At 50.6% G+C, this 22,773-nt stretch carries 22 protein-coding genes; 15 read left to right on the top strand and 7 right to left on the bottom strand.

From position 1 onward, the window contains the following. Positions 1-160: 160 nt before the first annotated feature. Positions 161-361 (bottom strand): hypothetical protein, encoded by a 201-nt coding sequence (locus CKW21_RS10895; RefSeq protein ID WP_095193967.1) that lies wholly within the window; start codon positions 359-361, stop codon positions 161-163. Positions 362-599: 238 nt separating this feature from the next. On the opposite strand from CKW21_RS10895, the gene CKW21_RS10890 reads away from it, so the two are divergent. From CKW21_RS10890 to CKW21_RS10845, 10 genes are all read left to right on the top strand, one after another. Beyond that, positions 600-839, top strand: coding sequence for a hypothetical protein (locus CKW21_RS10890; protein WP_256590196.1), 240 nt, complete (start codon positions 600-602; stop codon positions 837-839). 50 nt (positions 840-889) lie between these two features. Next, positions 890-1,144 (top strand): hypothetical protein, encoded by a 255-nt coding sequence (locus tag CKW21_RS10885; RefSeq protein ID WP_218274040.1) that lies wholly within the window; start codon positions 890-892, stop codon positions 1,142-1,144. Positions 1,145-1,161: 17 nt separating this feature from the next. Beyond that, positions 1,162-2,343: a site-specific integrase gene (locus CKW21_RS10880; RefSeq protein ID WP_095193965.1), complete on the top strand. Its 1,182-nt coding sequence runs from the start codon at positions 1,162-1,164 to the stop codon at positions 2,341-2,343. A gap of 169 nt (positions 2,344-2,512) precedes the next feature. Then, positions 2,513-2,914 (top strand): helix-turn-helix domain-containing protein, encoded by a 402-nt coding sequence (locus CKW21_RS32280; protein WP_371917515.1) that lies wholly within the window; start codon positions 2,513-2,515, stop codon positions 2,912-2,914. Positions 2,915-2,931: 17 nt separating this feature from the next. Continuing rightward, on the top strand, positions 2,932-6,141 hold the full coding sequence (locus tag CKW21_RS10870; RefSeq protein ID WP_095194074.1) for a helicase-related protein: 3,210 nt from the start codon (positions 2,932-2,934) through the stop codon (positions 6,139-6,141). Between the two features lie 14 nt (positions 6,142-6,155). Next, the gene (locus CKW21_RS10865; protein ID WP_095193964.1) at positions 6,156-6,935 is read left to right on the top strand and encodes a DUF4391 domain-containing protein; all 780 of its coding nucleotides are present in this window, start codon (positions 6,156-6,158) and stop codon (positions 6,933-6,935) included. After that, complete coding sequence (locus CKW21_RS10860; protein ID WP_218274039.1) at positions 6,935-8,920, top strand: site-specific DNA-methyltransferase; 1,986 nt, start codon at positions 6,935-6,937, stop codon at positions 8,918-8,920. Before CKW21_RS10865 ends, CKW21_RS10860 begins: the two co-directional genes overlap by 1 nt. A gap of 12 nt (positions 8,921-8,932) precedes the next feature. Then, the gene (locus CKW21_RS10855) at positions 8,933-11,953 is read left to right on the top strand and encodes a type III restriction-modification system endonuclease (protein WP_095193963.1); all 3,021 of its coding nucleotides are present in this window, start codon (positions 8,933-8,935) and stop codon (positions 11,951-11,953) included. A 20-nt stretch (positions 11,954-11,973) separates the two neighbouring features. Next, a complete protein-coding gene (locus CKW21_RS10850) occupies positions 11,974-13,545 on the top strand; it encodes an ATP-dependent endonuclease (protein ID WP_095193962.1) in 1,572 nt (523 codons plus the stop codon). Then, positions 13,530-14,552: a UvrD-helicase domain-containing protein gene (locus CKW21_RS10845; protein ID WP_095193961.1), complete on the top strand. Its 1,023-nt coding sequence runs from the start codon at positions 13,530-13,532 to the stop codon at positions 14,550-14,552. The genes CKW21_RS10850 and CKW21_RS10845 overlap by 16 nt, the downstream gene beginning before the upstream one ends. Before the next feature lie 53 nt (positions 14,553-14,605). On the opposite strand, the gene CKW21_RS10840 is transcribed toward CKW21_RS10845, so the two are convergent. After that, positions 14,606-14,785 (bottom strand): hypothetical protein, encoded by a 180-nt coding sequence (locus tag CKW21_RS10840; RefSeq protein WP_095193960.1) that lies wholly within the window; start codon positions 14,783-14,785, stop codon positions 14,606-14,608. A gap of 611 nt (positions 14,786-15,396) precedes the next feature. Here CKW21_RS10840 and CKW21_RS10835 point away from each other — a divergent pair. Continuing rightward, the gene (locus CKW21_RS10835; protein ID WP_095193959.1) at positions 15,397-15,909 is read left to right on the top strand and encodes an antirestriction protein ArdA; all 513 of its coding nucleotides are present in this window, start codon (positions 15,397-15,399) and stop codon (positions 15,907-15,909) included. Positions 15,910-16,009: 100 nt separating this feature from the next. Here the strand turns inward: CKW21_RS10835 and CKW21_RS30675 are convergent, their stop codons facing one another. Further along, complete coding sequence (locus CKW21_RS30675) at positions 16,010-16,465, bottom strand: hypothetical protein (protein WP_141232941.1); 456 nt, start codon at positions 16,463-16,465, stop codon at positions 16,010-16,012. An 86-nt stretch (positions 16,466-16,551) separates the two neighbouring features. Here CKW21_RS30675 and CKW21_RS10825 point away from each other — a divergent pair, with 86 nt between their 5' ends. Then, a complete protein-coding gene (locus CKW21_RS10825) occupies positions 16,552-16,881 on the top strand; it encodes a hypothetical protein (protein WP_095193957.1) in 330 nt (109 codons plus the stop codon). A 48-nt stretch (positions 16,882-16,929) separates the two neighbouring features. Here the strand turns inward: CKW21_RS10825 and CKW21_RS10820 are convergent, their stop codons facing one another. Genes CKW21_RS10820 through CKW21_RS10810 form a run of 3 tightly spaced genes read right to left on the bottom strand, consistent with a single transcriptional unit; the run spans position 16,930 to position 18,817 of the window. Continuing rightward, the gene (locus CKW21_RS10820) at positions 16,930-17,511 is read right to left on the bottom strand and encodes a TerY-C metal binding domain-containing protein (protein WP_095193956.1); all 582 of its coding nucleotides are present in this window, start codon (positions 17,509-17,511) and stop codon (positions 16,930-16,932) included. Beyond that, entirely contained in the window at positions 17,502-18,131 is a 630-nt protein-coding gene (locus CKW21_RS10815) for a J domain-containing protein (protein WP_095193955.1), read from the bottom strand. The genes CKW21_RS10820 and CKW21_RS10815 overlap by 10 nt, the downstream gene beginning before the upstream one ends. 2 nt (positions 18,132-18,133) lie before the next feature. Further along, the gene (locus CKW21_RS10810; protein ID WP_095193954.1) at positions 18,134-18,817 is read right to left on the bottom strand and encodes a hypothetical protein; all 684 of its coding nucleotides are present in this window, start codon (positions 18,815-18,817) and stop codon (positions 18,134-18,136) included. Between the two features lie 100 nt (positions 18,818-18,917). On the opposite strand from CKW21_RS10810, the gene CKW21_RS10805 reads away from it, so the two are divergent. The 3 genes from CKW21_RS10805 to CKW21_RS10795 all read left to right on the top strand — a co-directional run bounded on the left by CKW21_RS10805 (position 18,918) and on the right by CKW21_RS10795 (position 20,917). Then, positions 18,918-19,811, top strand: coding sequence for a hypothetical protein (locus CKW21_RS10805; RefSeq protein WP_095193953.1), 894 nt, complete (start codon positions 18,918-18,920; stop codon positions 19,809-19,811). Then, positions 19,798-20,316: an ankyrin repeat domain-containing protein gene (locus CKW21_RS31755; RefSeq protein WP_256590195.1), complete on the top strand. Its 519-nt coding sequence runs from the start codon at positions 19,798-19,800 to the stop codon at positions 20,314-20,316. Before CKW21_RS10805 ends, CKW21_RS31755 begins: the two co-directional genes overlap by 14 nt. A gap of 181 nt (positions 20,317-20,497) precedes the next feature. Continuing rightward, positions 20,498-20,917 carry an ankyrin repeat domain-containing protein gene (locus CKW21_RS10795; RefSeq protein WP_141232940.1) on the top strand — a complete coding sequence of 140 codons (420 nt, stop codon included), beginning with the start codon at positions 20,498-20,500 and terminating at the stop codon, positions 20,915-20,917. 41 nt (positions 20,918-20,958) lie between these two features. Here the strand turns inward: CKW21_RS10795 and CKW21_RS10790 are convergent, their stop codons facing one another. Further along, positions 20,959-22,527, bottom strand: a complete 1,569-nt coding sequence (locus tag CKW21_RS10790) for a type IV secretory system conjugative DNA transfer family protein (RefSeq protein WP_256590193.1) — start codon at positions 22,525-22,527, stop codon at positions 20,959-20,961. Between the last annotated feature and the right edge of the window lie 246 nt (positions 22,528-22,773).

The following is a 22,773-nucleotide window of genomic DNA, read 5'->3' as shown; positions in this document are numbered from 1 at the left end:
AAGAAACTCTCTTGAGTTGTGAAATTTTATTGAGTTACATTATTAATGGTTTGGCGGTATAAGGCGCTGTATGATTCAATGTTTGCATAATTATTTCCCTTTTAGATTGAATAGGCTGAGATCGGAAACTCTCCACCTGTGTTATCTAACTGTGCAGTATTCAGATCACTTGGGCGCAGCGTTCTCTTTCCTGCCGTTCCCAGCGGGAAACCTCTTCCGCATCCCAGAGATTGCAGCTTCCCGCGTGCTTCATGCAGGGGGCAGGGAATGGATTCACCATCCGCTTCATACGACGAAATAGCGTACGGCTTGAGCAGCGGAAGCGGTCACAGAGATCTTGGGTGGAGTAGTAGGCGACCATGGCAGATCTCCCGACTGGGGACATGGCTCAAATTTAGCGCAGAGCGACGGGCTGGGTGCCTCTCGTGTTCCTCTTGAGGCGTATTCGGATCGGGAGGGATCGCTGTGGATTGAGAGGGAATCGTCTAAGCAAAATCTACAACTATAGAGTGTAAAAATTAATAACTTATAAACTGATAAGGTTCATCATAAATATATAAATAATAAAATATTCTATTTGGGGAAAGAGACGCGCGGGGATGCAAATTACAATCAGAGGGGAGATGACAGTCGCCCAGTTACGCCAAGCATTCTATGAAAAGCTCCATGAGTTGGAGGTTGATTACAATATCAAGCATCTCAAAAACGTGACCCTTTACGTCAATCCCATAAACGAATTTGGTGAAGAGGTCGTGCCGCGCAACAAGCTGGGGCAGCAGGTCAATAAGCTACACAGCAACGGGCCGTACCGGAGCGCCGCCGAGGACTACAAGATTTAACGGAGACTAAATATAAGGGGGCTAATATTGTCATGGAATTTCCACGATACGTGAATATTGAACAAGCCAGAAATGTACTTGCCGAAAATGGTATTGAACTAAGTCATAGACAAATAAAGCGCGCAGCAGATCCCGATGCACACGGAAAGCGTAAGCTGCCATTCTTCGTTGATCCCATCGATGGGCGACTGAAGATTGATAAAAACCTGCTCGTTGAAATTTATAACACCTGCCAGGTTGATGCCCAAAATAACGCACATATAAATGCGAAAAGCCTTAAGGGATCGTTTGACCGCAAAGGCTAAATGCGATATGCAGAATCATGTCCGACATCAGAAAAAGAACAGGTAACAAGGGAACAACCTATCAAGTCCGCTACCCGGACAAATCGTCCAGTACAGGCTATTCCTATAAAACCTTCCGCACCAGAAAAGAAGCGCTCGCGTTTCGAGAAGACTCGCTATCACGCCCTGTTACCAGGAGAACTAGCTCTGGGGTAGAAACCGTTGAACACGCGGTGAAAAAGTGGTTGGATATCTGTGAGAAAGAAGGCCTGAACGGCAGGGAGCCCGTCACCCGGTACACATTAGAAAACTATGAATATCGTGCGAATTTCATTACCGATTACACTTGGCAAAAGCCGCTCCATGAGCTCACGCCTCCAGACATTGTAGAGTTCAGGTCGTGGCTGCTCAGAAGCGACATCAGTCGTGTTTTGGCAGGCAAGGTGCTTTCATCTCTCCAGTCAGTGATGAAAGAAATGTCCATACGTGGATACATCTCCAATAACTGCGCGGCTGGAGTCAGTATCAGAAATGAATCCAGGTATGACGCGCCTGTTGTCATCCCCTCCAAGAAGGACATTCTTGAGCTTCTTAAGGCGGCAGATGCGCTCAGCAATGCGAAAAACGAGACCATATCCAACGCATGGCAGCGCTACCGCCCCATGCTGTATCTGGCGGTAGATTCCGGTATGAGGCCTCAGGAATATCTTGCAGCCGCGCAATCTGCGCTCACTGACAATGGAATTCAGGTGGATCGTGCCATCGAGGGTGATGGAAGCAAAATCTCTGTCACCAAAACACCGGCAGGCAGAAGATTCATTGAGCTGAGCCCAAAAACTTTAGAGATTGTTCGGCATTACGCCGAAAATCTTGCAGTGCCGAATGACTATGATCTGATCTTTCCGGATGAAAAAGGTCGCTGGCAGGACAGGCGCAATTGGCAGAGACGCGGGTTCGATGTCGCTTGTGAAAAAGCTGGGCTTGTTATCGAGGAGAAACAAGATGACGGTGAGATAATCATTCGGCCAAAGTATCGGCCTTATGATCTTCGTCACTTTTACGCTTCCATGCTCATCGAAAAGAATATCAATCTGAAGAAAATTCAAAAGTTGATGGGGCACACCAATATTGAAACCACGCTGAATGTTTACGGCCACTTATTGGACGACGGCACTGGCGTTTCTGCCAAGCAAGATGGCATGTTGAGTTCATTGCTCTAATTTCTTGTGGCAAATCTGTGGCGATGGCCATCTAACACTAATTGAATCAATGCTATTTTGTTGCATGGGGTGCAAGGGGTCGCAAGTTCGAATCTTGTCACTCCGACCATTTTAAAATCAATGACTTAGCTGAATATTCTGGTAACAAAACGGCCCTTCGGGGCCGTTTTTGCCACAAAATGCCACCCGCCGAAACCCGCAGAAATCCGCCATTGTCCGTCGTGGGCGTTTTGAGTTTGTGGCGAGCTTGTGGCGAATCCCCGGCCACACACCTCCCATCGCCGTCACGTCAGAGATCCCCCGCCAAGCGGCGCTGAAGCTCACATTCGTCGTTGGCCGTTCCCCGATTTTCCCCTATTCTCTCAAGCTCAAAATAAGGGCCGGTGAAATGCCTGAAGACATAATGACCCTGAAGGAAGTGGCCGAGTACCTGAAGCTCGCGGAGAAGACGGCCTACCGTCTTGCCGCCGACGGGAAGATCCCCGGTTTCAAGGTAGGGGGTAGCTGGCGGTTCCGAAAAACCGCTATAGAAGTCTGGATCGACCAGCAAACAACCAAAAATCGCACTTGAGTTGGGGTGGACAAGCTTTGTTACTGGACAACAGAAATAACGGCCATGTTGGGAACACACTGCGTGAGCACCTGGCCGCAGGATCGAAGCTTTCCGTGCTTTCAGGCCTGTTCACCATCTATGGCTTCTCGGCGCTCAGGAAGGAGCTTTCCCGCATCGACGGCGCAAGGCTGCTGCTGTCCGCCTGGGAAAACTCACCTCTCCAGGCGCTCATCGGGTCGGATGCCGACCTGCGACTCGTGAACCAGCTCGACCAGAAGCGCATCGCCAGGGAATGCGCCAAATGGCTCGCCAGCAAGGCCGAGGTACGGTCAGCCAACGCGGCCCAGAATATGTTCCTTGTTGAAGACGGCAGCCAGGGCAGTTTTGCCGTTCACGGCAGCTCTGCCTTCACCCCCGCCGGGCTGGGAGAGGTGCAGTCCGATACCCCGCTGATGAATACCGGTATCACCGAGCCGGAAACGACCAAGCAGCTACTGTCCTGGTTTAACTCTGTCTGGGCAGATGCCCCCAAAGCCCGAGACATCAAGGACGAGCTCCTTGAGAAGCTGGAGTTCATCGCCGCCGATCAGCCGGGCGATTTCATTTATTTCCTGACGCTCTACAACATTTTTAAAGACTTCCTCGATGACATCGACGAAGACAGCATCATTAAGACAAAGACCGGGTTCAAGGACACCCTTGTCTGGAACAAGCTTTACAAGTTCCAGAAGGACGGTGTGCTGGGCGCTATCGACAAGCTGGAGAAGCACAACGGCTGCATCATCGCCGACAGTGTTGGTCTCGGTAAGACTTTTGAAGCGCTGGCCGTCATCAAATACTACGAGCTGCGTAATGACCGCGTGCTGGTGCTATGCCCTAAGAAGCTCCGGGATAACTGGACGATCTACACCGTCAACGACAAGCGCAACCTGCTTGCCCAGGATCGCTTCAACTACGACGTCCTCAACCATACCGACCTGTCGCGCACGAAGGGCAGCTCCGGCGAGATCAATCTCGAAACCCTGAACTGGGGAAACTACGACCTCATCGTCATCGATGAGTCGCACAACTTCCGCAACAATAACCCCAGCAAAGGCACCAAAAACCGCTATAGCCGCCTGATGGAGGACATCATCCAGTCAGGCGTGAAGACCAGGGTGCTGATGCTCTCCGCCACGCCGGTGAACAACCGCATGAACGACCTGAAAAATCAGGTCGCCTTCATCACCGAGGGACGCGACGACGCCTTCAGCGATGTCGGCATCAAGAATGTGGAAAGCACGCTGCGCCTGGCCCAGAAGCAGTTCAACCAGTGGGTCAAGCAACCGCCCGAAAGCCGCAGTGTGGCGTCCTTGCTGGATACGATGAGCTTCGACTATTTCAAGCTGCTGGATATCGTCACCATTGCGCGCTCCCGCAAGCACATCCAGAAATACTACGGCACGGCAGATATCGGCGAGTTCCCTGTGCGACTGCCTCCACAGAACATCTATGCCGATCTCGATTCAACGCACGAATTTCCGCCGCTGAAGGAAGTGAACAAGACGATCCGCAGGCTTTCGCTCGCGGGCTACTCGCCCATGAAATTCGTCCGGACTGACAAGAAGGATGAGTATGCCCGCCGCTATGACAACGCTGTTGGCGACGGCAAGAGCGTGTTCAAACAGGTTGACCGGGAAGAGAGCCTGATCCACCTGATGCGGGTGAATCTGCTCAAGCGCATGGAAAGCTCGATCAACTCCTTCACGCTCACTTCGCAAAAGCTCCTGTCGCAGGTCGAAGTGTTGTTACAGAAGATTGACGCTCATGAAAGCGGCGACATCGAAGCCCTGAATATCGAGGATATTCACGACTTTGAAATGGACTCGCCCGAGCTTGAGCCGTTCATGATAGGCAACAAAACCCGCGTCCTGCTTCAGGATATGGATCTCATCCGGTTCAGGCAGGAGCTTGAGGCGGATAGGGTCTTCCTGGCCTCTATCGTCGAATCCGCGCAAACCGTGGACGCACAGCGCGATGCCAAGCTCGAAAAGCTCAAAGCGGTCATTGCCAAAAAAGTCCGGGAACCACTAAACCCCGGAAACAAGAAGGTCATCGTTTTTACCGCCTTCGCAGATACCGCGAAGTATCTCTATGCCCATCTTGTCGATTGGGCGCAGAGCGAGCTCGGAATCCATAGTGCCCTCATCACGGGTGGCGGCACCAACAAGACGACCCTGGCCGGGGCTGGCTCGGATCTGAATAATCTCCTGACGGCTTTCTCCCCTGTGTCGAAAGAGCGCGGAAAGATCGATCCCGACGCCAAGGCTGAGATCGATCTGCTGATCGCCACTGACTGCATAAGCGAGGGGCAAAACCTTCAAGACTGCGACACGCTCGTCAACTACGACATTCACTGGAACCCGGTCAGGATCATCCAGCGCTTTGGCCGCGTTGACCGCTTGGGCTCTAAAAACACGAAAATCCAGCTCATAAACTTCTGGCCGAATATGGAGTTGGACGAGTACATCAATCTTGAAGCCAGGGTGGCGGGCCGCATGATGCTTCTGGACGTCTCGGCCACGGGCGAGGAAAACGTCATTGACGCCAACGCCCAGGAAATGAACGACCTGGAGTATCGCCGCACGCAGCTTCAGCAGCTCAAAGATGCCGTGGTCGATCTGGAAGACATGGCGGGCGGCGTCTCCATCACGGACTTAACCCTGAACGACTTCCGCATGGATCTTTCAGGCTACATGAAGAAGGGCTTGCACAAGCTGGCGCAGGCTCCGCACGGCCTATACGCCGCCGTCACCATTGATGCAGACCTTAAGGCCGATGGCCTCAAGCCTGGTGTCATCTTTTGCTTGAAGAGCATCAGGGATGGTCATCGGGCTGTCCAGGTGGATGATAACTATCCGCTTGCGCCATATTTCCTGGTCTATGTCTCAGACGAAGCTGTCGTCGAGCTCAACTTCACGCAAAGCAAGAAGGTGCTCGACCTGCTGAAGAAACACGGCCTCTCAGCAACATCCCTCGATAGTGATGCTGCCGGGCAGGTAAACGACCGTACAAGGAATGGTTCCGACATGGAACAGTACCAACAATTGCTGGCTGTCGCGGTGGATAGCATTGCAGGCAAGAGCGAAGAGAAAGGTGTGCAAAGCCTCTTCACTAGAGGAGGCACAGTGCTTACCGCGACCAGCAGCCAGGGCATTGATGATTTTGCCGTTGTAACCTACCTCATCATCACGGACGCTCCGTAAGGCAAGGAAACGCTATGACGCCAGGTACACTGGAAGCCTTCATTGATCATCTTTCAATTCCCAGATCCTGTGAATTGAACAAACCCGTTTTCAAGAAACTCTTTCTTGAAAACGGGGTGTTGGACATCGCCGATAAAACGGCCCTGAAGGACGACGTTGATAAGATACGTTGGCTATACACCCTGAAGCCCGCCACGATCAACGTCGCGGCCTATGTTGATAGCGAGCGCGACTTTTCTGAAATCGCGGTTCTCCAGGTAGAGCTCACATCGGCCAAACGGCTAAAGCGCATAGCGACCTTTATGCAGCGGTCGATCCCATACCCGTTGATCCTGCTGTTCTCCCAGGAAAACCAGCTCTGCCTCAGCGTGTCCGACAAGCGCATCAACCAGGCGGACAAGGAAAAATGGGTCATCGAAGCCCCTCTCTACACGGATTGGATAGACCTGGCCGCCCCAACAGCGGCGCAGGCGGCTTTCCTTGAAGACTGCAATATCAACAGCTTTTCCTTCAGCAATTTCCTTAGTTTCTATAAAAGCCTGAGCGAACGTGTCATAGCTATTAATTGCGCCGCCCATAGCGGACGTTATGAGCGGGACATGGTCGACAATATAGAAAATAAACCGAGTGAGAGCCGTCTTGAGCGGCTCCGTGAGCTTGAAAAGCTCAACCTGCAAAAGGCAGAGATCGCCAATAAGCTGAAAAAAGAGAAGCAGATGGGGCGGCAGGTTGAGCTCAATACCAAGATCAAACAGATCAATGATGTAATTGAAAAAATTAGAGAGAGCATTTGATGAACAAGGCCGCTATGAACTTAGTGACGCTTCAAGACGGTGAAAGCGCGAACATCGTCAACGAAAATATTGAGCAGCTCAAAAGCATATTTCCTGAAGTCTTTGGCGAGGGTGGCATAAATTTTGAAACTCTCCGTCAGCTTTTGGGCGATGCAGGAGTTATTGACGAGGGCGAAGAGAAGTACGGCCTTAATTGGCACGGCAAAAAGAAGGCGCGCCAGATCGCATTGAGCCCCTCGACCGGGACGCTATTGCCTTGTCCGGAAGAAAGTGTCGATTGGGATACGACTAAGAATCTTTTTGTCGAAGGCGATAACCTTGAAGTTCTGAAACTCTTGCAAAGGAGTTACACGGGCAAGGTTAAAATGATCTATATTGATCCGCCGTACAATACTGGAAATGAATTCATTTACCCTGACAAGTTTCAGGATAATCTCGATACTTATCTAAAGTATACGGGGCAGATCGACGATCAGGGATTTAAGCTTTCGTCAAATACTGAGGCTAGTGGAAGAAAACACACGAACTGGCTAAGTATGATGTACCCACGACTTAAAATATCACAGGCATTGCTTCGTGTAGATGGGGTTATATTTATCTCAATCGGCAATGACGAGCACGCCAATCTTAAAAAAGTATGCGATGAAATATTTGGCGAGGAAAATTTCATTGCGTCATTTTCAAGGATGATGAAGTCGGGTGGTGCTAAGGGTAAGTTCTTTACGCCAAACATTGACTATATCTTGGCATATGCGAAAAATGTTAACGAGCTCGATGGGTTTAGATCTGAGATTCCGCAAGAACAGATAAAAACCTACTACAATAAAATTGAAGTGAGCGGGGCAAGGAAAGGCGAGTCTTACGGCGAAGAGCGGCTCTACAAGGCCAGTCTTGATGCAAGGCCTAATCAGAGATACTGGATTCAATGCCCGGACGGAAGTTTTGTAATACCTCCTGGAAATAGCTTTCCTAGCAAGGTCAGTGAGGGCGAAAAAATCATTCCGAATTCTGATGACGGAGTTTGGAAGTGGACGTACACAACTTATAAAGACGAGCTGGATAAGGGTAATATTGTATTTAAAGAGACTAGCACGTCCGCTTTGGTTGATGAGAGAAATAATCAATCAAAGTACAATATATATAACAAGCTTTGGCTCACGGATCAGCAAGAGAAGGGGAAGGTTCCCTCAGACTTCATAGGGAAATATGAGAATAGGCAGAGCTCTGCTGAGCTTAAGGAGTTGGGGATACCATTTGACTTCGCCAAGCCTGTGAACTTGATTAGATATTTGTTGGAAATCGCGCGTACGAAAGGTGACGATATTATTCTCGACTTCTTCTCCGGGTCTTGCTCAACAGCACATGCTGTTTTTCAACAAAATGCCTATGACAGCCAACATCGTCGCTGTATATCTGTTCAGCTTCCTGAGTTGACGCCGGATGGCTCCGAGGCAAGGAAGTTAGGATTTGCCAATATTGCTGATATTGGTAAAGAGCGTATTCGTCGCTCTGCTAAAAAAATAGTGATTGAAAATCCAGGTTATGTAGGTGACTTTGGTTTTAAGGCATTCAAGCTTGCTAGCTCAAGCATCAAAGCATGGGTTCCAAATCGCGATGATTTGGAAGAGACGCTGCTCTCTCATCAGGAACACTTGATCGAGGGACGTACCGAGCAGGATGTTCTATATGAGCTTCTAATCAAGCGCGGTATTGATCTTGCTGTACCCGTGGAAAGCAAGATCGTATCCGGTAAAAATATATACAGCATTGGCTACGGCGCGTTGTTTGTGTGCCTTGATGAGTCTATTGCCCATGGCGATGTTGAAATGATTGCCCAAGGAATTCTCAAGTGGCATGAAGAGTTGAGTCCCTCTTCACAGACGCATGTCTTTTTCCGCGACAGTGCGTTCATCGATGATGTGACCAAGACCAACATGGCTGCCATTCTGGAACAGAATGGCATAACCCATGTGCGCAGCTTGTAAGGAGCGTTTCTGATGAAGCTGCATTTTGAAGACGATCTCGACTATCAAATGGCCGCGATACAGTCTGTCGTAAGCCTTTTTAAAGGACAGGAAATCTCGCGTTCTGAGTTCACGGTAACCTATCGCCCTGAATCCAGTCCGCAAGGATCGTTAGGTCTGGCCGAAAATGAGCTTGGCATTGGTAACCGCCTTCAGTTGGTCGATGTAGAGGTTCTCGATAATTTACGCGCCATCCAGCTCGATAGCGGGCTCCGTCCTACGGAAAAGCTTGCAAGTGGTGACTTTACAGTAGAGATGGAAACTGGCACGGGTAAGACCTATGTCTATCTGCGTACGATTTTTGAACTGAATAAAAATTTCGGTTTTACAAAATTCGTAATTGTCGTGCCTTCAGTCGCCATTAAGGAAGGCACGAATAAAACTCTCGAAATCACCCGCGACCATTTTGAGAACCTGTACCCTAAAGCCAAAGGTTATGAATATTTTCTATACGACTCATCCAAGCCTGGACGAGTGCGTAGTTTCGCCACTAGTGCGAACATTCAGATCATGGTGACAACTGTTGGCGCTATCAACAAAAAAGACGTCAACAATCTCTATAAAGAGAATGAGAATACGGGCGGCGAGCGCCCCATCGATCTGATTAAGGCTACCAGCCCGATCATTATCGTGGATGAGCCGCAAAGTGTGGATGGCGGTCTGCAAGGGCAGGGCAAGAAGGCACTGGATGCCATGAGCCCGCTCTGCACCCTGCGCTATTCAGCGACGCACGTCGACAAACATCACATGGTTTATCGTCTTGATGCAGTCGATGCCTATGACCAGGGCTTGGTCAAACAGATCGAGGTTGCCTCTCTCCAGATTGAGGGCGGTAACAACAAGCCTTATATAAAGCTTGAATCCACCCATAACCGTAAAGGTTCGATCACTGCAAAAATCGAAATCGATGTTCAGCGTGGAAAGAAAATCAGCCGTGAGACACTGACGGTTGAAGATGGTGACGATCTGGAACAGGTTGCTAATCGTGCCATTTACGAAAATATGCAGATCGGCACGATCACTTGCGGCAAAAACAACGAGTCCATCCAGATCAAGGGGCCGGGAATCGACGAAACCCTGCGTCCAGGTGAGGCCATTGGCGGCGTTAGCCCTGATGAGATTAAGCGTCTGATGATCCGTCGCACTATCAAAGAGCATCTCGATAAAGAGCTGACCTTTGCTGCGAATAAACAGCCTATCAAAGTCTTAAGTCTTTTCTTCATCGATAGCGTTGAGCATTATCGTCAGTACGACGAAGACGGCAACGCAATCAAAGGCAAATATGCCAAGATGTTTGAAGAGGAATATACCAAGCTCGCGAAGTCTAGCGACTATCAAAGTCTCTTCAATGAGCTTGATCTGGAAGCAAATGCCTCCGAAGTTCATAATGGCTATTTCTCCATCGACAAGAAGGAGAGACTTGTAGAGACGGCAGAAAATAACCAGGCAGGTCGTGATAACTCCGAGCGTGCCTATAACCTGATTATGAAAGAGAAGGAAAAGCTGTTGAGCTTTGATACCAAGCTCAAATTCATCTTCTCTCACTCTGCACTGAAAGAGGGCTGGGACAACCCGAACGTCTTCCAGATTTGTGCGCTGCGCGATATGGGTTCGGAGCGCGAGCGCCGCCAGACAATAGGGCGGGGCTTGCGTCTGTGCGTCAACCAGGACGGGCAGCGCCTGCGCGGGTCTGACATCAACACGCTGACTGTCATTGCCACCGAGAGCTATGAAGAGTTTGCCGAAAATCTTCAGAAAGAAATTGAAGAAGATACCGGCATCCGCTTTGGCATCGTTGAATCTCATCAGTTTGCGACAGTGTTAATTGTCAACGATAAGGGAGAGGCGGCACCGCTTGGTGTCGAGCAGTCCGACAAAATCTGGAAATTCCTGAAGAGCGAAGATTTTGTTGACGCTAAGGGCAAGGTTCAGGACAGCCTTCGTACGGCTCTGAAAGATGGCAGTTTCAAGCTGCCGGACGATATCAAGGCTGAGCTTGGGTGCAATGCGGATGTCGCTGAAGAAGACATCCAGGGTATTTTGAAGAAGCTCGCTGGCAAGCTCGATATCAAGAATGCCGATGACCGCAGAATTATCCGCACCCGCGAGGCTGTTCTTCAGAGCGAGGAATTCAAGGCGCTTTGGGAGCGTATCAAGTACAAGACGACGTACCGGGTTGAGTTCAACAACGATAAGCTCATTGTCGATTGCGCCAAAGCCATTCTGGATTGCCCGCCCATCACCAAAACCAGGGCGCAATTCCGGAAGGCTGACATTGCGATAGGCAAGGGCGGCGTTACGGCGGAAGAGACTGACGTCTCCCGTTTCACGACGATCCATGAGGATGACATCGAGCTTCCCGACATCATCACGGATTTGCAGGACAAGACTCAGCTGACCCGCAGCAGTATCGTCAAGATTCTTACGGAAAGCCATCGCCTGCAGGATTTTGCCCGCAACCCGCAACAGTTCATTGACTATGCGTCAGAAGCCATCAATCGCACCAAGCGATTGGCACTAGTCGATGGTATTAAGTACAGCAAAATCGGCGACGAACACTTCTACGCGCAGGAGCTTTTCCAGCAGGAAGAGCTGAAAGGGTATTTGAAGAATACCCTGGAAGCGCAGAAGTCAGTCTATACGCATGTCGTTTATGACTCGGCAGGTGTAGAGAAGACCTTCGCTGAAGACCTGGAAAAAAACGAAGCCGTAAAGGTGTACGCGAAGCTGCCGTCCTGGTTCAAAATTCCAACACCGCTTGGCACCTATAACCCGGACTGGGCTGTGGTTGTTGATGATGAAGGCCAGGAAAAATTGTACTTCGTTGTTGAAACCAAAGGCAGCACCTGGTGGGGCGATCTGCGCCATATCGAGGGCGCTAAAATCAAATGCGGTGAAAGGCATTTTGAGGAAGTAGCCAGCGGTGATAGCCCTGCACACTATATACGGGCTGTGGATGTTGACGGCATGATGCTTCACGTTCAAAAGAACTGAATTAGCTACCAGGGATAGACATGAAATATATTAGAAGAATCAAGCTGAAAAATTTTGGCCGCTTCCAATCCATGTCTATCGACCTGGACGAAAAGCTCAACATTTTCATTGGGGAAAATGAGGCAGGCAAAAGCACCATTTTGTCTGCTATTAACCTGGTTCTTAGTGGAAGCCGAAATCGTATCGAAGCAATAGGGGTGGAAAGGATTCTCAACGCGCAAGCCGTGAGAGACTTTCTGTCTTCCACTGAAAGAACGTATGAGAAGCTGCCGACTCTACATGTTGAGCTGTATTTTAATGAGCAAAATAATTTTGAGCTAAACGGCAAAAACAACTCTGACGGCGTGGCTTGTGACGGCCTAAGAATGGAGTGCGTTCCCAGCGAAGAGCTAAGCAACGAGATAAAAGAAATTTTATTTAATGATCCAGAAAATTTCCCTTTTGAATATTACACCGTGAAATTCAATACTTTCCAGGGTGAGGGATACTCAGGGTACAAAAAATATCTAAGGCACATCCTCATTGATACGTCTGTAATCAATAACGAACACGCCACCAGAGAATATATTGGTGACATGTATGCTGCTTATGCTGTCGGCTCGGAGAGACATAAGCACCAGAATGAATATCGTAAAATAAAAGAAAACTTTAGAAGTGGGGTACTGCTAGACCTTAATGGTCGAGTTGAGGATTACTCTTTTTCCCTCAAGAATGATAGCAAGTCAAACTTGTTCACTGACCTGACCTTGATGCAAGGTGACACAAGCATCGAGCACAAGGGAAAAGGTAAACAGTGCTTTATCAAGGCAGAGTTTGCGCTCAAAAAGGCTGGTAACGTCAACAACGGAATTGACATAGCCTTGATTGAAGAGCCAGAAAACCATCTAAGCCATATCAACATGAAAAAGCTTATTGGAAGAATTAATGAATCCGAGGATAAGCAGCTTTTTGTCGCTACCCATAGCAGCCTCATCAGCGCAAGGCTTGATTTGAGGAAGTGTATTTTGCTTCATGGGAGTTCGCCCCATCCGGTTCCGATGGCAAAACTTCCTGAAGACACAGCCAAATATTTTATGAAGGCACCAGATAATGGTGTCCTGGACTTTATCCTTTCCAAGAAGGTGATTCTCGTTGAAGGGGATGCGGAGTATATCCTTCTTGGATCGTTCTTTCATAAGGTCACTGGCCAAAGCATGGAGGCGTCTGACGTTCATGTTATTTCCGTTGACGGTACAAGCTTCAAGCGTTACCTGGATATCTCTCGCTTGCTAGGAATGAAAACGGCTGTCATTCGCGATAATGACAAGAACTACCAGGCAAACTGCATTGATCTCTATACGGACTACGTTAGCGATACGGCTAAGGTATTTTTTGACAACAACAACGATAGGCCAACCTTGGAAGTATGCCTGTACGAAGACAATGCGGCACTCTGCAATGATTTGTTTAGCCTAGGAAGAAGAACTCTCACCGTCCAAGATTACATGCTAAAAAACAAAACAGAAGCAGCATTTTCTATCTTGGAAAGCAAGGAAGGCGACATTGTGGTTCCCCAATACATCAGGGATGCTATCGAATGGATAAGTCAGTAATTTTAGCTGTCGCCGGATCAGGAAAAACCACGCACCTTGTTAACAAGCTGGACGCTGAACACAGATTTCTAATAATCACCTATACCATTAACAATGTCAGTAATCTAAAGTCGAGGATTGCAAAAAGGTTTCAATGTTCGCCTCAGAACATTCATCTGGTATCTTATTTTAATTTTCTTTACTCATTTTGCTACAAGCCGATCTTGCACCAAAAAATCATGGCCAAGGGAATAAATTTCGAGCCATGCAGAAACAGATTTGCCAGAGGCATTGATAGGTATCGAGGCCCAGATTCGAGACTTTACAGCAACCGCATCGCAAAATTGCTCGAAGAACAAGGAGCCATGAATGATGTCCAGGAACGCATATCGAAATATTTTGACTACGTATTTATTGACGAAGTACAGGATTTCGGAGGGCACGACTTCAATTTCCTGAAGGGCATCCTGAAGGCAAATGTGAATGCGGTATGCGTAGGGGATTATTTTCAGCACACCTTTGATACCAGCAGGGATGGCACTGTAAACCGTACCCTGCACGACGATTATAATGCCTACAAAACGCAGTTCCTGAGCATGGGTCTTGCTGTTGACGAAGACACGCTAAGAAATAGCCATCGGTGCAGTCCGTCAGTTTGCAGTTACGTATCCAACAGCCTAGGTATCCAAATAGAATCAAACAGAACAGACGAAACAAAGATATCGTTTGTCGAAGAACAAGGGCATGCTGACCGCATCCTCACGGAGGACTGCATAGTTAAACTGTTCTACAGAGAAAGCTCGAAGTATCCCGGCCAATCTAAGAACTGGGGGGAAACGAAGGGTGAAGACAGATATAACGATGTTTGTATCGTGCTCAATGACACCACGCTAAAGAGTTATAAGAAAGGCAGCTTACATAAGCTCGCCTCGCAGACAAAAAACAAGCTATATGTCGCTTTAACACGTGCGAAGGGTGACATCTATTTCGTCCCTGAAACGCTATACAAAAGACACAAGGCTACCTGATCCGGGCAGGCCTAGTTATCCGGCTTCGTAGCTGAGCCTTGCCGGACGTTGACTCAAGGGCGCAACGCCCTTGAGCTCATCACGCGCCGGATGTTCGCCAATGAAGCCAGGGCACTCAGGCGTTCCTGACTTGTCCGGTCAGCGCGGGCGGCCTCATTTAAGGCCTCGCGGTACAGCGCGCGCAGTTCGCGCTCAGGTTTTGCAGCCAGTTCAAAGATCGTTAGCAGTTTCATTTCATATCTCCTTTTGCCTTTCGGCCACCCTTCGTGACCTTGTGACGCTGTTCCTGCACAGGCGTCGGCTACGCAGCACCCGCTTGGGGCCGCAACGCTAAGAGAAGGAGTCATTCATGACTTGCAGCAGGGGAGATGACGTTTGTGCGACAGCCAAAACCAAAAGGGCATGAGGCGTGACGAGAGGAAAAAGGAAGGTGAGGTGAAAGCCCTGATAAGCAGTATCTGAACTGAACAAAATCATGGACGAACCTGGCGGCTGCACCGCCAGGCCGGGCTCTATGCGCTAGCTGCGCACCGGGCCAATGGAAAGCCTTGTCCCGGCCCAGGAGCCTGCCCCTGCGGAGGCAGGGGGTGACGATCCCTTTCGTGAAGAAAGCAAAGCGGCTAAGGGGTGCTACCCCTGGCGCAACGCAAGGGTAAAGCTTCGCCCCGATAAAGGGTTTCCCCGACCTTCCGCACCCATAAAAAACGTGGGTTTGTGCAGGCCGGGTGATCCCCCTCCCTTTATCGGAGCCCTTGCGTTTTACCTCCCCGGTCTCGCCGACGGGCAGGGGTGCATGTGCGGACTTCAAGCACATGCACCCGAAGCCCTAGAGGAGATCAAAGCCATGACCACCGAACCCAGAATTTACGTTGCAGACCTTGCCGCCTATAACAGCGGTTACCTGCATGGCGTGTGGATTGACGCGGCCCAGGATGTTGACAACATCCAGGAGCAGATCAACGCCATGCTGGCCGCATCGCCCGTGCCGGATGCCGAGGAATACGCCATCCATGATTATGAAGGGTTCGAGGGTTACGCCTTGGGCGAGTACGAAGGAATCGATACCGCGCACGAGGTTGCCTGCTTTATTGAAGAGTTCCCCGACTTTGGCGGTGCGTTGCTCAACCAGTTTTCCAGCGTCGAGGAATCCCGCAAGGCAGCCGAAGAGGATTATTGCGGCTGCTATGAATCGCTGGCCGATTACGCGCAGGAGCTCACAAAGGAGACCACCGAAATCCCCGAGTCATTGACCTATTACATCGACTACGAAGCCATGGCCCGTGACATGGAATTGAACGGCGACGTGTTCACCATTGAGGTTGGCTACCGGCAGGTGCATGTGTTCTGGAATCGGTGACAGGTCAAAAAAGCGCGCGGCCCTTCGGGCCGCGTCACCTTTTCAGGTGTATCTGCATCGCCATAGGCGATAATTTTTAAAGCCAGAAGAAAAGACAGTGTCAGCGCTCGCGCTCTGGCTCATGGCTGCCACGATCTTTGGGAAGGCCATTAAAGATCGTTTTGATTTCACGCGGGCTCTCGCGCACGATGTCTGACTTTTGTTCGACGGCGCGATTGAAATTTCTAATTTTATCAATTTCATTCTGGTATTGCGCTCTGAGCTCGTTCGATTCCTTAAGGTTCTGCGTTTTAACGATGCGTTCGGCCTGTTCATTCAGAAGTTTAGATGTCAGCGCTTTTCGTCGTGCATAAGCGGGTTTGCACTCCAGCCGGTTATGTTCGCGCAGGATCTGCTGTCTGGCTTTTTCCATATCATCATTTCGGCGTATGGCCTGCTTTTCCTCAAGCTCTATAAGGCGTTGTTGAAGTTTCTCCTTTATTTTGGCAATTTCCTGCGCCTTATCTTTATCTTCACCTTGTGCAGCTTCTTTAAATTGCTCTTTGTTTGAGCTCATAATAATTCACGCGGGCTGAATTATCTGGACGCAAGAATGCGCAGTATGAAAGGATCAATAATGCAAAGTTTTCCAAGGAGGGTGTTATGAGAGAGAGCTTGCCTATATCGCTACGCGAACTTCTGAACGAACCAGACACGGCATGGATTGAGCAGCAACTATTAGCGCATATTCGCGGATTAGAACGCCAGGGGTTGCCTCCCCGCACCATCGCACGCGCGATGGCACGGGTTTTATTCGCTTTCTGTACGGAGCTATATGAAAGGTCGATAGGCAGCCGTCTCTGGATTAAGCCGTTTTTGCAGCAGACAGGCCGCGACTTTATCAACGAAGAAGAGCTGACAACCCAATGCGAAACATTGGTTGATCTGCGGACAAAGCTCCTCAAAGAGACTGAGCCGTTTGGTTCCGCCTGAACCCTGCCATGCACGTTCATCGAGGTGATCTCCTGCTATGAAAGGGCTCTATCTTGACCTATGGGGCAGGGCTGGTTGGCCTGCCGGTTTTGCCAGCATTTTCTGGTCCGTTTGCGGCTGACCTTGCTGCCCGTTACGGCTTCGTGAGAACTCCAGATTGATCTCTCGGTTGACGACCTTTCCCTTGCTCGCGCAGGCCGGGCAAACCGAGCTGTCCGCCTCAATCGCAATGCAGGCAAGGCTGCCGCAGTCCCCGCACAGAACCAGAGCGTCATTGCCACAATGTGGGCAGCCCTTGTAGTTGCCCCACAGGAGCGCACGGCTATCGCACTCTTTACGTGTGGCCTGAGCCCCGCCATGCGCAGGCGCGGGAGCCTTTCGGCGCACGATCACATCCATGATCTCCGCGCCTTTTTCGTTCAGCTTCAGGATCAGCACAGCCGATGCCTGCGGCACCGTTGAGCAATAGAGAATCCGCTCACCATGAGCCTGCGCAGGCTTGCTCATCTTCGCACCCGTTGCAGAGCCGGACTCACACACAGAAAGCTCCTTGCGATTGAACGCGGCCAGCTCCTGCCGCGCCTTTTCAAGCAAGCTCGGAGGCTTGTCTTGCTGCTTGATTATCTCCATTTTTTTGCCCTCTTGATGTAGTCAACGGCATCGTTGACCTGCTGCATGAACACCTGATTGGGAAACTCTTTGTCCGGGTGCAGAATGGCCGCGAGCTCCCGGTGCCGGGCCTTCAGCATCGTCTTGTCGAGCGGTGCGGTTTCAGAGAAGCCCAGCACTTCAAGCGCCTGTGCATAACCGCTTTTTTCAGGTGCTGGTTTTTCAGGCTTCTGCTTCGGTGGCGGTTCTTCTTCACCTAGCATGTGGCGCTTGAATTGCGCGAAGCTTGCAAACTCCTGGCGTCCGTACTTCCAGAACAACTGGCGCAGCTTTACGTACTGGCGCACGGCGCACGAGATTTTCTGCAGAGCCAGTACGCTGGGCTGGTACAGGAATAGCCATCCGCCCAACAGTGCATTCAGTACCAGCGAAAGGCCTTTCACCACTATGGATTTCAGGGAAGTGCCGAGCCGGGCGGTGCCCCACACCAGCCACTGCAACACCCAGTCGATAAAAAGCAGTACCTGACGGTACAACGCCGCCACCAGCCAGCAGACGAACACCAAGGCGATCCACGCCAAAGTCAGATAGGCGATGTAGCCCACCACGATCTCCGCTAAATTCAGAATGTTCTGAAACATGACTAAATACCTCCGGGGGAATCGTGCCATTCGGCACCGACATGGGGGTTGGTGCGCGCACCGACGCGCTTAGCTTCTTGTTCCAGCAGCTGGTCGCAATACTGCAAACGGGCGACGATGGACGCGGCCTGTTTCCGGCCATACACGCTCAGCAGATCGACGCGGTGGCCCGCATACACCAGAACGACATGGAAGGAATCGCCGTAATAAATGGGCTTCTGCACAATCTGGCCGTTCGATGCTGCCTCACGGGTGGCCAGGTCATTGCGCCGCCGCTCGCGCTCTGCGCCGTCATGCGGTAACAGCACAAAGCGATGCTCCAGGCGGCGGTCGTAGCTCTGCCAGCCCAGCATCCGTCTGACCTTGATCTCGTCCACGCCCAGTTCGATCTCGGTGGTCACCCGGCACACCTCCCGCGTGACCCAGCGCAACAGGTGAAACCCGAGCACCGTCGCTCCAAAAGCGATTGCCATGCCCGGTAAGTCCGGATGACGCCCGTCGAGCAGGGGCATGAAGTTGGCTGCGGCTAACCCCAGTCCGAGAACAGCGCTGATCCCCTCCGCAAGCTTGGCCCGAAAGGGGGTCAGCTCACGCGGCGTAACCTTGAACGACAGCCGACCGGCTTCGTCGGTCGCTTGTCTGGTGGATGGGCGTCCCGTAAGTGGGCTTTTCATCGGAGAGTTCATGGCAGCGTCCACAACTGATGGCGTTAGGAGCTACGCTCTCACAAAAGCCACTGATGCTTGCTCTCCGGTTCCTCGCGCCCGCCATCAAAGGGGAAGGGATATGGATGTTGAAAAAATCGAATTTAACGACTGGCAGATCGAAAAGATGCGGTCTGCCTTACGGAAGTATCGCTCTCTCCACACAAGCGGCGGGTGTTTACCGTCATGGAGTAAAGTACGCGACAGCATCGCATTCTCAGACTCCAACCTTGATAAATACTCAGCAGAAAAGGCTGAGCTCGCCTTTAAGTCCGAAGCACTACGGCGCTTTGCTCTCAAAATCAACAGAGTCCTGAGTGTTGAGCGGATGCGAGATATAGCAAGGTTTCTAAGCGATGAAAGCTTATTCGATCCTGAAAATTTTCAGGAAGATAAAGGCGACCTTGCAAATCTCCTGGCCTTGCAGGAATTTCTTTCTAAAGATAGCGGTGGGAAAAAGTTTGTTTTTGATGTCTTTAACAGGCCTATGAAATACACATTTCCCATGAAGCCCGATGAGAAGATCCAGAAAAAGATAACTCTCAACTTTACTCCGGATTCCTCTGGAAAATATGTGCGCATTGAGGAAGTCGAGCAATCCATAAATCTTGCATTGAAGATGCGAAATGATGCCTTCCGATACCGAAAGAAAGCCAATGAAAACGAGTACACGCAGACGAAGCTGCGAAAGGGGTATGGGTTCTTGGTAACGAGCCTGAATATACTGCACGCTTTTCTTGATGGTAACGAACCAGGAGACAAGATGACCTATATTCAGGCGGGAGAGCTGCATGAAAACTCCCCAGATAATGGTATTTATTTAATGCGCAACGGCGCTCCCACGGGAAGAAGCAACTGGGAAGAAGAGCTTTACTATAGAGAGCCCATTATCCTGCCCAATATATATCGCTTTATACCAGAAAAAATCGAAGGATCTCAATGCACGGAGTCGGAGGCTGCAGATGGACAAGGATAAAAATAAGGCTAAGAACTCTTTGCCATCTCAATCATCTCCGAGTGTCACATATGTTAGTGGCAGGCTAACACTAACATTGTTACCCAACAAGGCCAGCAGGAAGTCTGTGTTCCTACGGGACTCTGTGATTTTTCCGAACACCGGAGAGGCTATAAGCCGCTTCCGGGAGAGTATCTTTATTGATAAAGTGAAGGAAGGAATGGTAGACGAGGTGGAGGGATTTATTCAGGGAGGCATTAATTTAAATGCCCAAGATAATTTTGGGATGACAGCTCTCCACCATTCGGCTGCTACTGGTTTTCGCCCATGCATCAGGCTGTTGGTGAATAGCGGAAAATGCAATTACCTGCTCAAGGATAATAAGGGGCGCCTGGCGTCCGAGCTGGCTTATGAATGGGGCAGGGATTATGCCGTTGGACTTCTTTTGCAGAAAAAGGAGGCAATGCAAGCATATCTGGAAAGTCTGAAATCGCCTCCTGATACATCAGAAGATAAGTCTTCGTGAGTAGGGGGTAAAGACCATTAAGCCCGTCGTGCCCAAGTCGTAGGCATTGCTTAGGCTGCGCGTTTTCAAAATAAAATCGTGTAAATTAGAGTAATCTAATTCAATGCCATTATTTTCTTGCATCCTTTCCATAATTATAAGTATAACCATTCGTGCCTCAAAGGCGGAAAGGAAGGTTGTTATGGTGTTACAGTACTCTCATTCTTCATATAACCTCACGGGAAATGAACAGGCTGCGCTCCTGAAGTTAAATGCAGGAGACGATCGCGCCGAAGTTTACGGTCTGCGTTTAATTGCGTGCACTAAATATGGGAATGCAGAAGCTGCAAGGTTTTTGCTGGCTCATGGTGCCGATATCAACTGTCAGGATAAGTATGGCATGACCGCGCTGCACTATGCAGCGGCCACAAGCTATCGCCCTTGCATCCGGTTACTGACCAGCTTCAACGAATGCAGTTATCTGTTGCAGGATTACAAAGGCCGCTACGCCTCTGAGCTCGCCTATGAATGGGGCAAAGACTATGTGGTGGGTGAACTGCTTACAAAAAAGCAGGCCCGACAAGCGTATGCGCAGGGTGTTCCGGCGTTCGTAAAAGCATAGAGATTTAATCCCTGGTCATCAGAAGTGAATTCTCTGGCTCCCTAGAGATAGGGAGCCAGCGCACCATCCTTCTTGTGCCAGATCAGCCGCTGCAACATCATCGGGTGACGGCCCGCCCACAGTATAAGTTGGCGTTCCAGTGGATCATGGCGTGAGAAATGACGCCTGATTTCATCTGGCGTCATCAGATCGTAAAGCTCGATGGCTTCCGACCGGCCCGATAATCCTTTGTGCTGCTGATCCTGCGCGACCTCTCCCGTGCGTGCGACCTCTACCTGCGTTTTCCCCAGCAGCTTGGAAATATACTCGGTCGTCGCCAGATCGTTATTGCCGAAGAACTGCATGATCCCGGCGTTACCGGCGAAGGTCTCCCACCGCTCACCATACAGTGCTTTACCCTGGCTCCAGTCCTGCAGGATGACCCAGAGCTTCACGCCAAACGAGGCGATCAGGCCGGACGCGGTTTCGAGCTGCTTCATGTAACCCAGTACCGGGAACTCATCGAGGCAGGCCAGCACGGGGGCAGGCGGGATTGTCTTTTCCCGCTCCATTGTATCGAGTAGTTGATTGATGAAAATCCTCATCCAGCGTCTGGCGATCTCGATGCGCGTCGCAGGAAAACACAGGTAAATGCTGACGCCCTTCGGATTGCTTTTCAGTTCCGACAGGTCGAAATCATGCTCTTTCAAAACCTTGCGAAACGCCGAGTAGTCGAGGAACTTGGTATGCCGGTTTACGGTGGAGTGAACACCGGAAAGCTCTGCTCCTTTCTTCCCGTAGAAATCGAGCGCCGCCGCCATGACAGAGCTGCCAATGTCTTCTGTTTCCGGGGTGTCTTGCAGCCGGTAGCCGTTATCCATCATCTCTTCATAGAGGAGAGGTTTCCCTGGCGCGTCCTCGCTGTCTTCGTCATCGCCCGGCTCCATCCATAACGCGCGCTTAATCAGCTCCCGCACTGTGATGAGGTGGCGCTTGGAGGCGTGCTGTTCGGCGGTCGCCACATGAATAATCACGCCCTCGATAAAGTTCTTGGCGGACTCATCCCAGTGCGGATCTTTCTGATCTGCTGATTGCACGACAATCGACTCGGCAATCAACGCGGCATCCTCCAGGAATGTTTCGCTGCCTCTTTTCAGGATGCTCATGGGGTTGTACGAGGCGCGGTATTTTGGGGCTGCTTTGCTGGAAACGCCGAAGGGGTCAACGACATAAATCTTCTGCCCCAGGGCCGCACGTTTATCTGCCGTGATGTCCGCCAGTTCACCCTTGGGGTCGGTTGCCAGGATGCTGCCGGGATAGAACAGCAGGTTGCTGATCAGGCCGACCGATTTACCAGAACGGGAGCCCGCCACGGTGAGAATATGGCGGTCATCCTCGATGCCAATAAGCTGATCCCCCAGCGCACCGATCAGGACTTTCTTCCCCGGCTTGCGCGGGTCATACGAGAGTATGCTGCTCGCTGCAATGTCTTCGAGCTTCATCCATCGCGCCTGCGGCACTTTCTGTTCCCGTAAAGGGCGGGTGGAGTCTCCACGCGGCACGTCCCGCATAAATTCCTTGAAGAAATCGCTCATGGTTTTGGTCTCACCGAAGGTGGTTGTCACGAGCATTACATAGACCTGTATGCAGCCCTTCTCTCGAAATCCTCTCGTTCAGTTTAGGCTGTGGAAGGGGTGTTCAAACGCTCCCTTTTTCGGGGCTGACTTTATCCCAGCTATAAGCCTTTACCCTTAACCATCGTTCGCCGATGCCTTGCCAGCGTGTCAATGGGCGGCCCGCGCCAGCCAGCACCTGTTCGGGCGTTGCCCTGGTGCAGGCCCGTGTTGCCCATGACACGTCGTCGCCCGCTGGCTGTC

This window comes from Pseudomonas sp. Irchel 3A7, assembly GCF_900187565.1.
Taxonomy (GTDB): Bacteria; Pseudomonadota; Gammaproteobacteria; order Pseudomonadales; family Pseudomonadaceae; genus Aquipseudomonas.
This window is presented reverse-complemented; position numbering and strand designations above follow the sequence as displayed.

What these genes read in the sequence shown, in the direction of transcription:
- CKW21_RS10895 (WP_095193967.1), bottom strand. Translation starts at nt 361, where the DNA reads ATGGTCGCCTACTACTCCACCCAAGATCTCTGTGACCGCTTCCGCTGC.
- CKW21_RS10810 (WP_095193954.1), bottom strand. Translation starts at nt 18,817, where the DNA reads ATGAACTCTCCGATGAAAAGCCCACTTACGGGACGCCCATCCACCAGA.
- CKW21_RS10820 (WP_095193956.1), bottom strand. Translation starts at nt 17,511, where the DNA reads ATGGAGATAATCAAGCAGCAAGACAAGCCTCCGAGCTTGCTTGAAAAG.
- CKW21_RS10865 (WP_095193964.1), top strand. Translation starts at nt 6,156, where the DNA reads ATGACGCCAGGTACACTGGAAGCCTTCATTGATCATCTTTCAATTCCC.
- CKW21_RS10790 (WP_256590193.1), bottom strand. Translation starts at nt 22,527, where the DNA reads ATGCTCGTGACAACCACCTTCGGTGAGACCAAAACCATGAGCGATTTC.
- CKW21_RS10835 (WP_095193959.1), top strand. Translation starts at nt 15,397, where the DNA reads ATGACCACCGAACCCAGAATTTACGTTGCAGACCTTGCCGCCTATAAC.
- CKW21_RS10860 (WP_218274039.1), top strand. Translation starts at nt 6,935, where the DNA reads ATGAACAAGGCCGCTATGAACTTAGTGACGCTTCAAGACGGTGAAAGC.
- CKW21_RS30675 (WP_141232941.1), bottom strand. Translation starts at nt 16,465, where the DNA reads ATGAGCTCAAACAAAGAGCAATTTAAAGAAGCTGCACAAGGTGAAGAT.
- CKW21_RS10825 (WP_095193957.1), top strand. Translation starts at nt 16,552, where the DNA reads ATGAGAGAGAGCTTGCCTATATCGCTACGCGAACTTCTGAACGAACCA.
- CKW21_RS10845 (WP_095193961.1), top strand. Translation starts at nt 13,530, where the DNA reads ATGGATAAGTCAGTAATTTTAGCTGTCGCCGGATCAGGAAAAACCACG.
- CKW21_RS10880 (WP_095193965.1), top strand. Translation starts at nt 1,162, where the DNA reads ATGTCCGACATCAGAAAAAGAACAGGTAACAAGGGAACAACCTATCAA.
- CKW21_RS10890 (WP_256590196.1), top strand. Translation starts at nt 600, where the DNA reads ATGCAAATTACAATCAGAGGGGAGATGACAGTCGCCCAGTTACGCCAA.
- CKW21_RS10855 (WP_095193963.1), top strand. Translation starts at nt 8,933, where the DNA reads ATGAAGCTGCATTTTGAAGACGATCTCGACTATCAAATGGCCGCGATA.
- CKW21_RS10805 (WP_095193953.1), top strand. Translation starts at nt 18,918, where the DNA reads ATGGATGTTGAAAAAATCGAATTTAACGACTGGCAGATCGAAAAGATG.
- CKW21_RS10795 (WP_141232940.1), top strand. Translation starts at nt 20,498, where the DNA reads ATGGTGTTACAGTACTCTCATTCTTCATATAACCTCACGGGAAATGAA.
- CKW21_RS10840 (WP_095193960.1), bottom strand. Translation starts at nt 14,785, where the DNA reads ATGAAACTGCTAACGATCTTTGAACTGGCTGCAAAACCTGAGCGCGAA.
- CKW21_RS31755 (WP_256590195.1), top strand. Translation starts at nt 19,798, where the DNA reads ATGGACAAGGATAAAAATAAGGCTAAGAACTCTTTGCCATCTCAATCA.
- CKW21_RS10850 (WP_095193962.1), top strand. Translation starts at nt 11,974, where the DNA reads ATGAAATATATTAGAAGAATCAAGCTGAAAAATTTTGGCCGCTTCCAA.
- CKW21_RS10815 (WP_095193955.1), bottom strand. Translation starts at nt 18,131, where the DNA reads ATGTTTCAGAACATTCTGAATTTAGCGGAGATCGTGGTGGGCTACATC.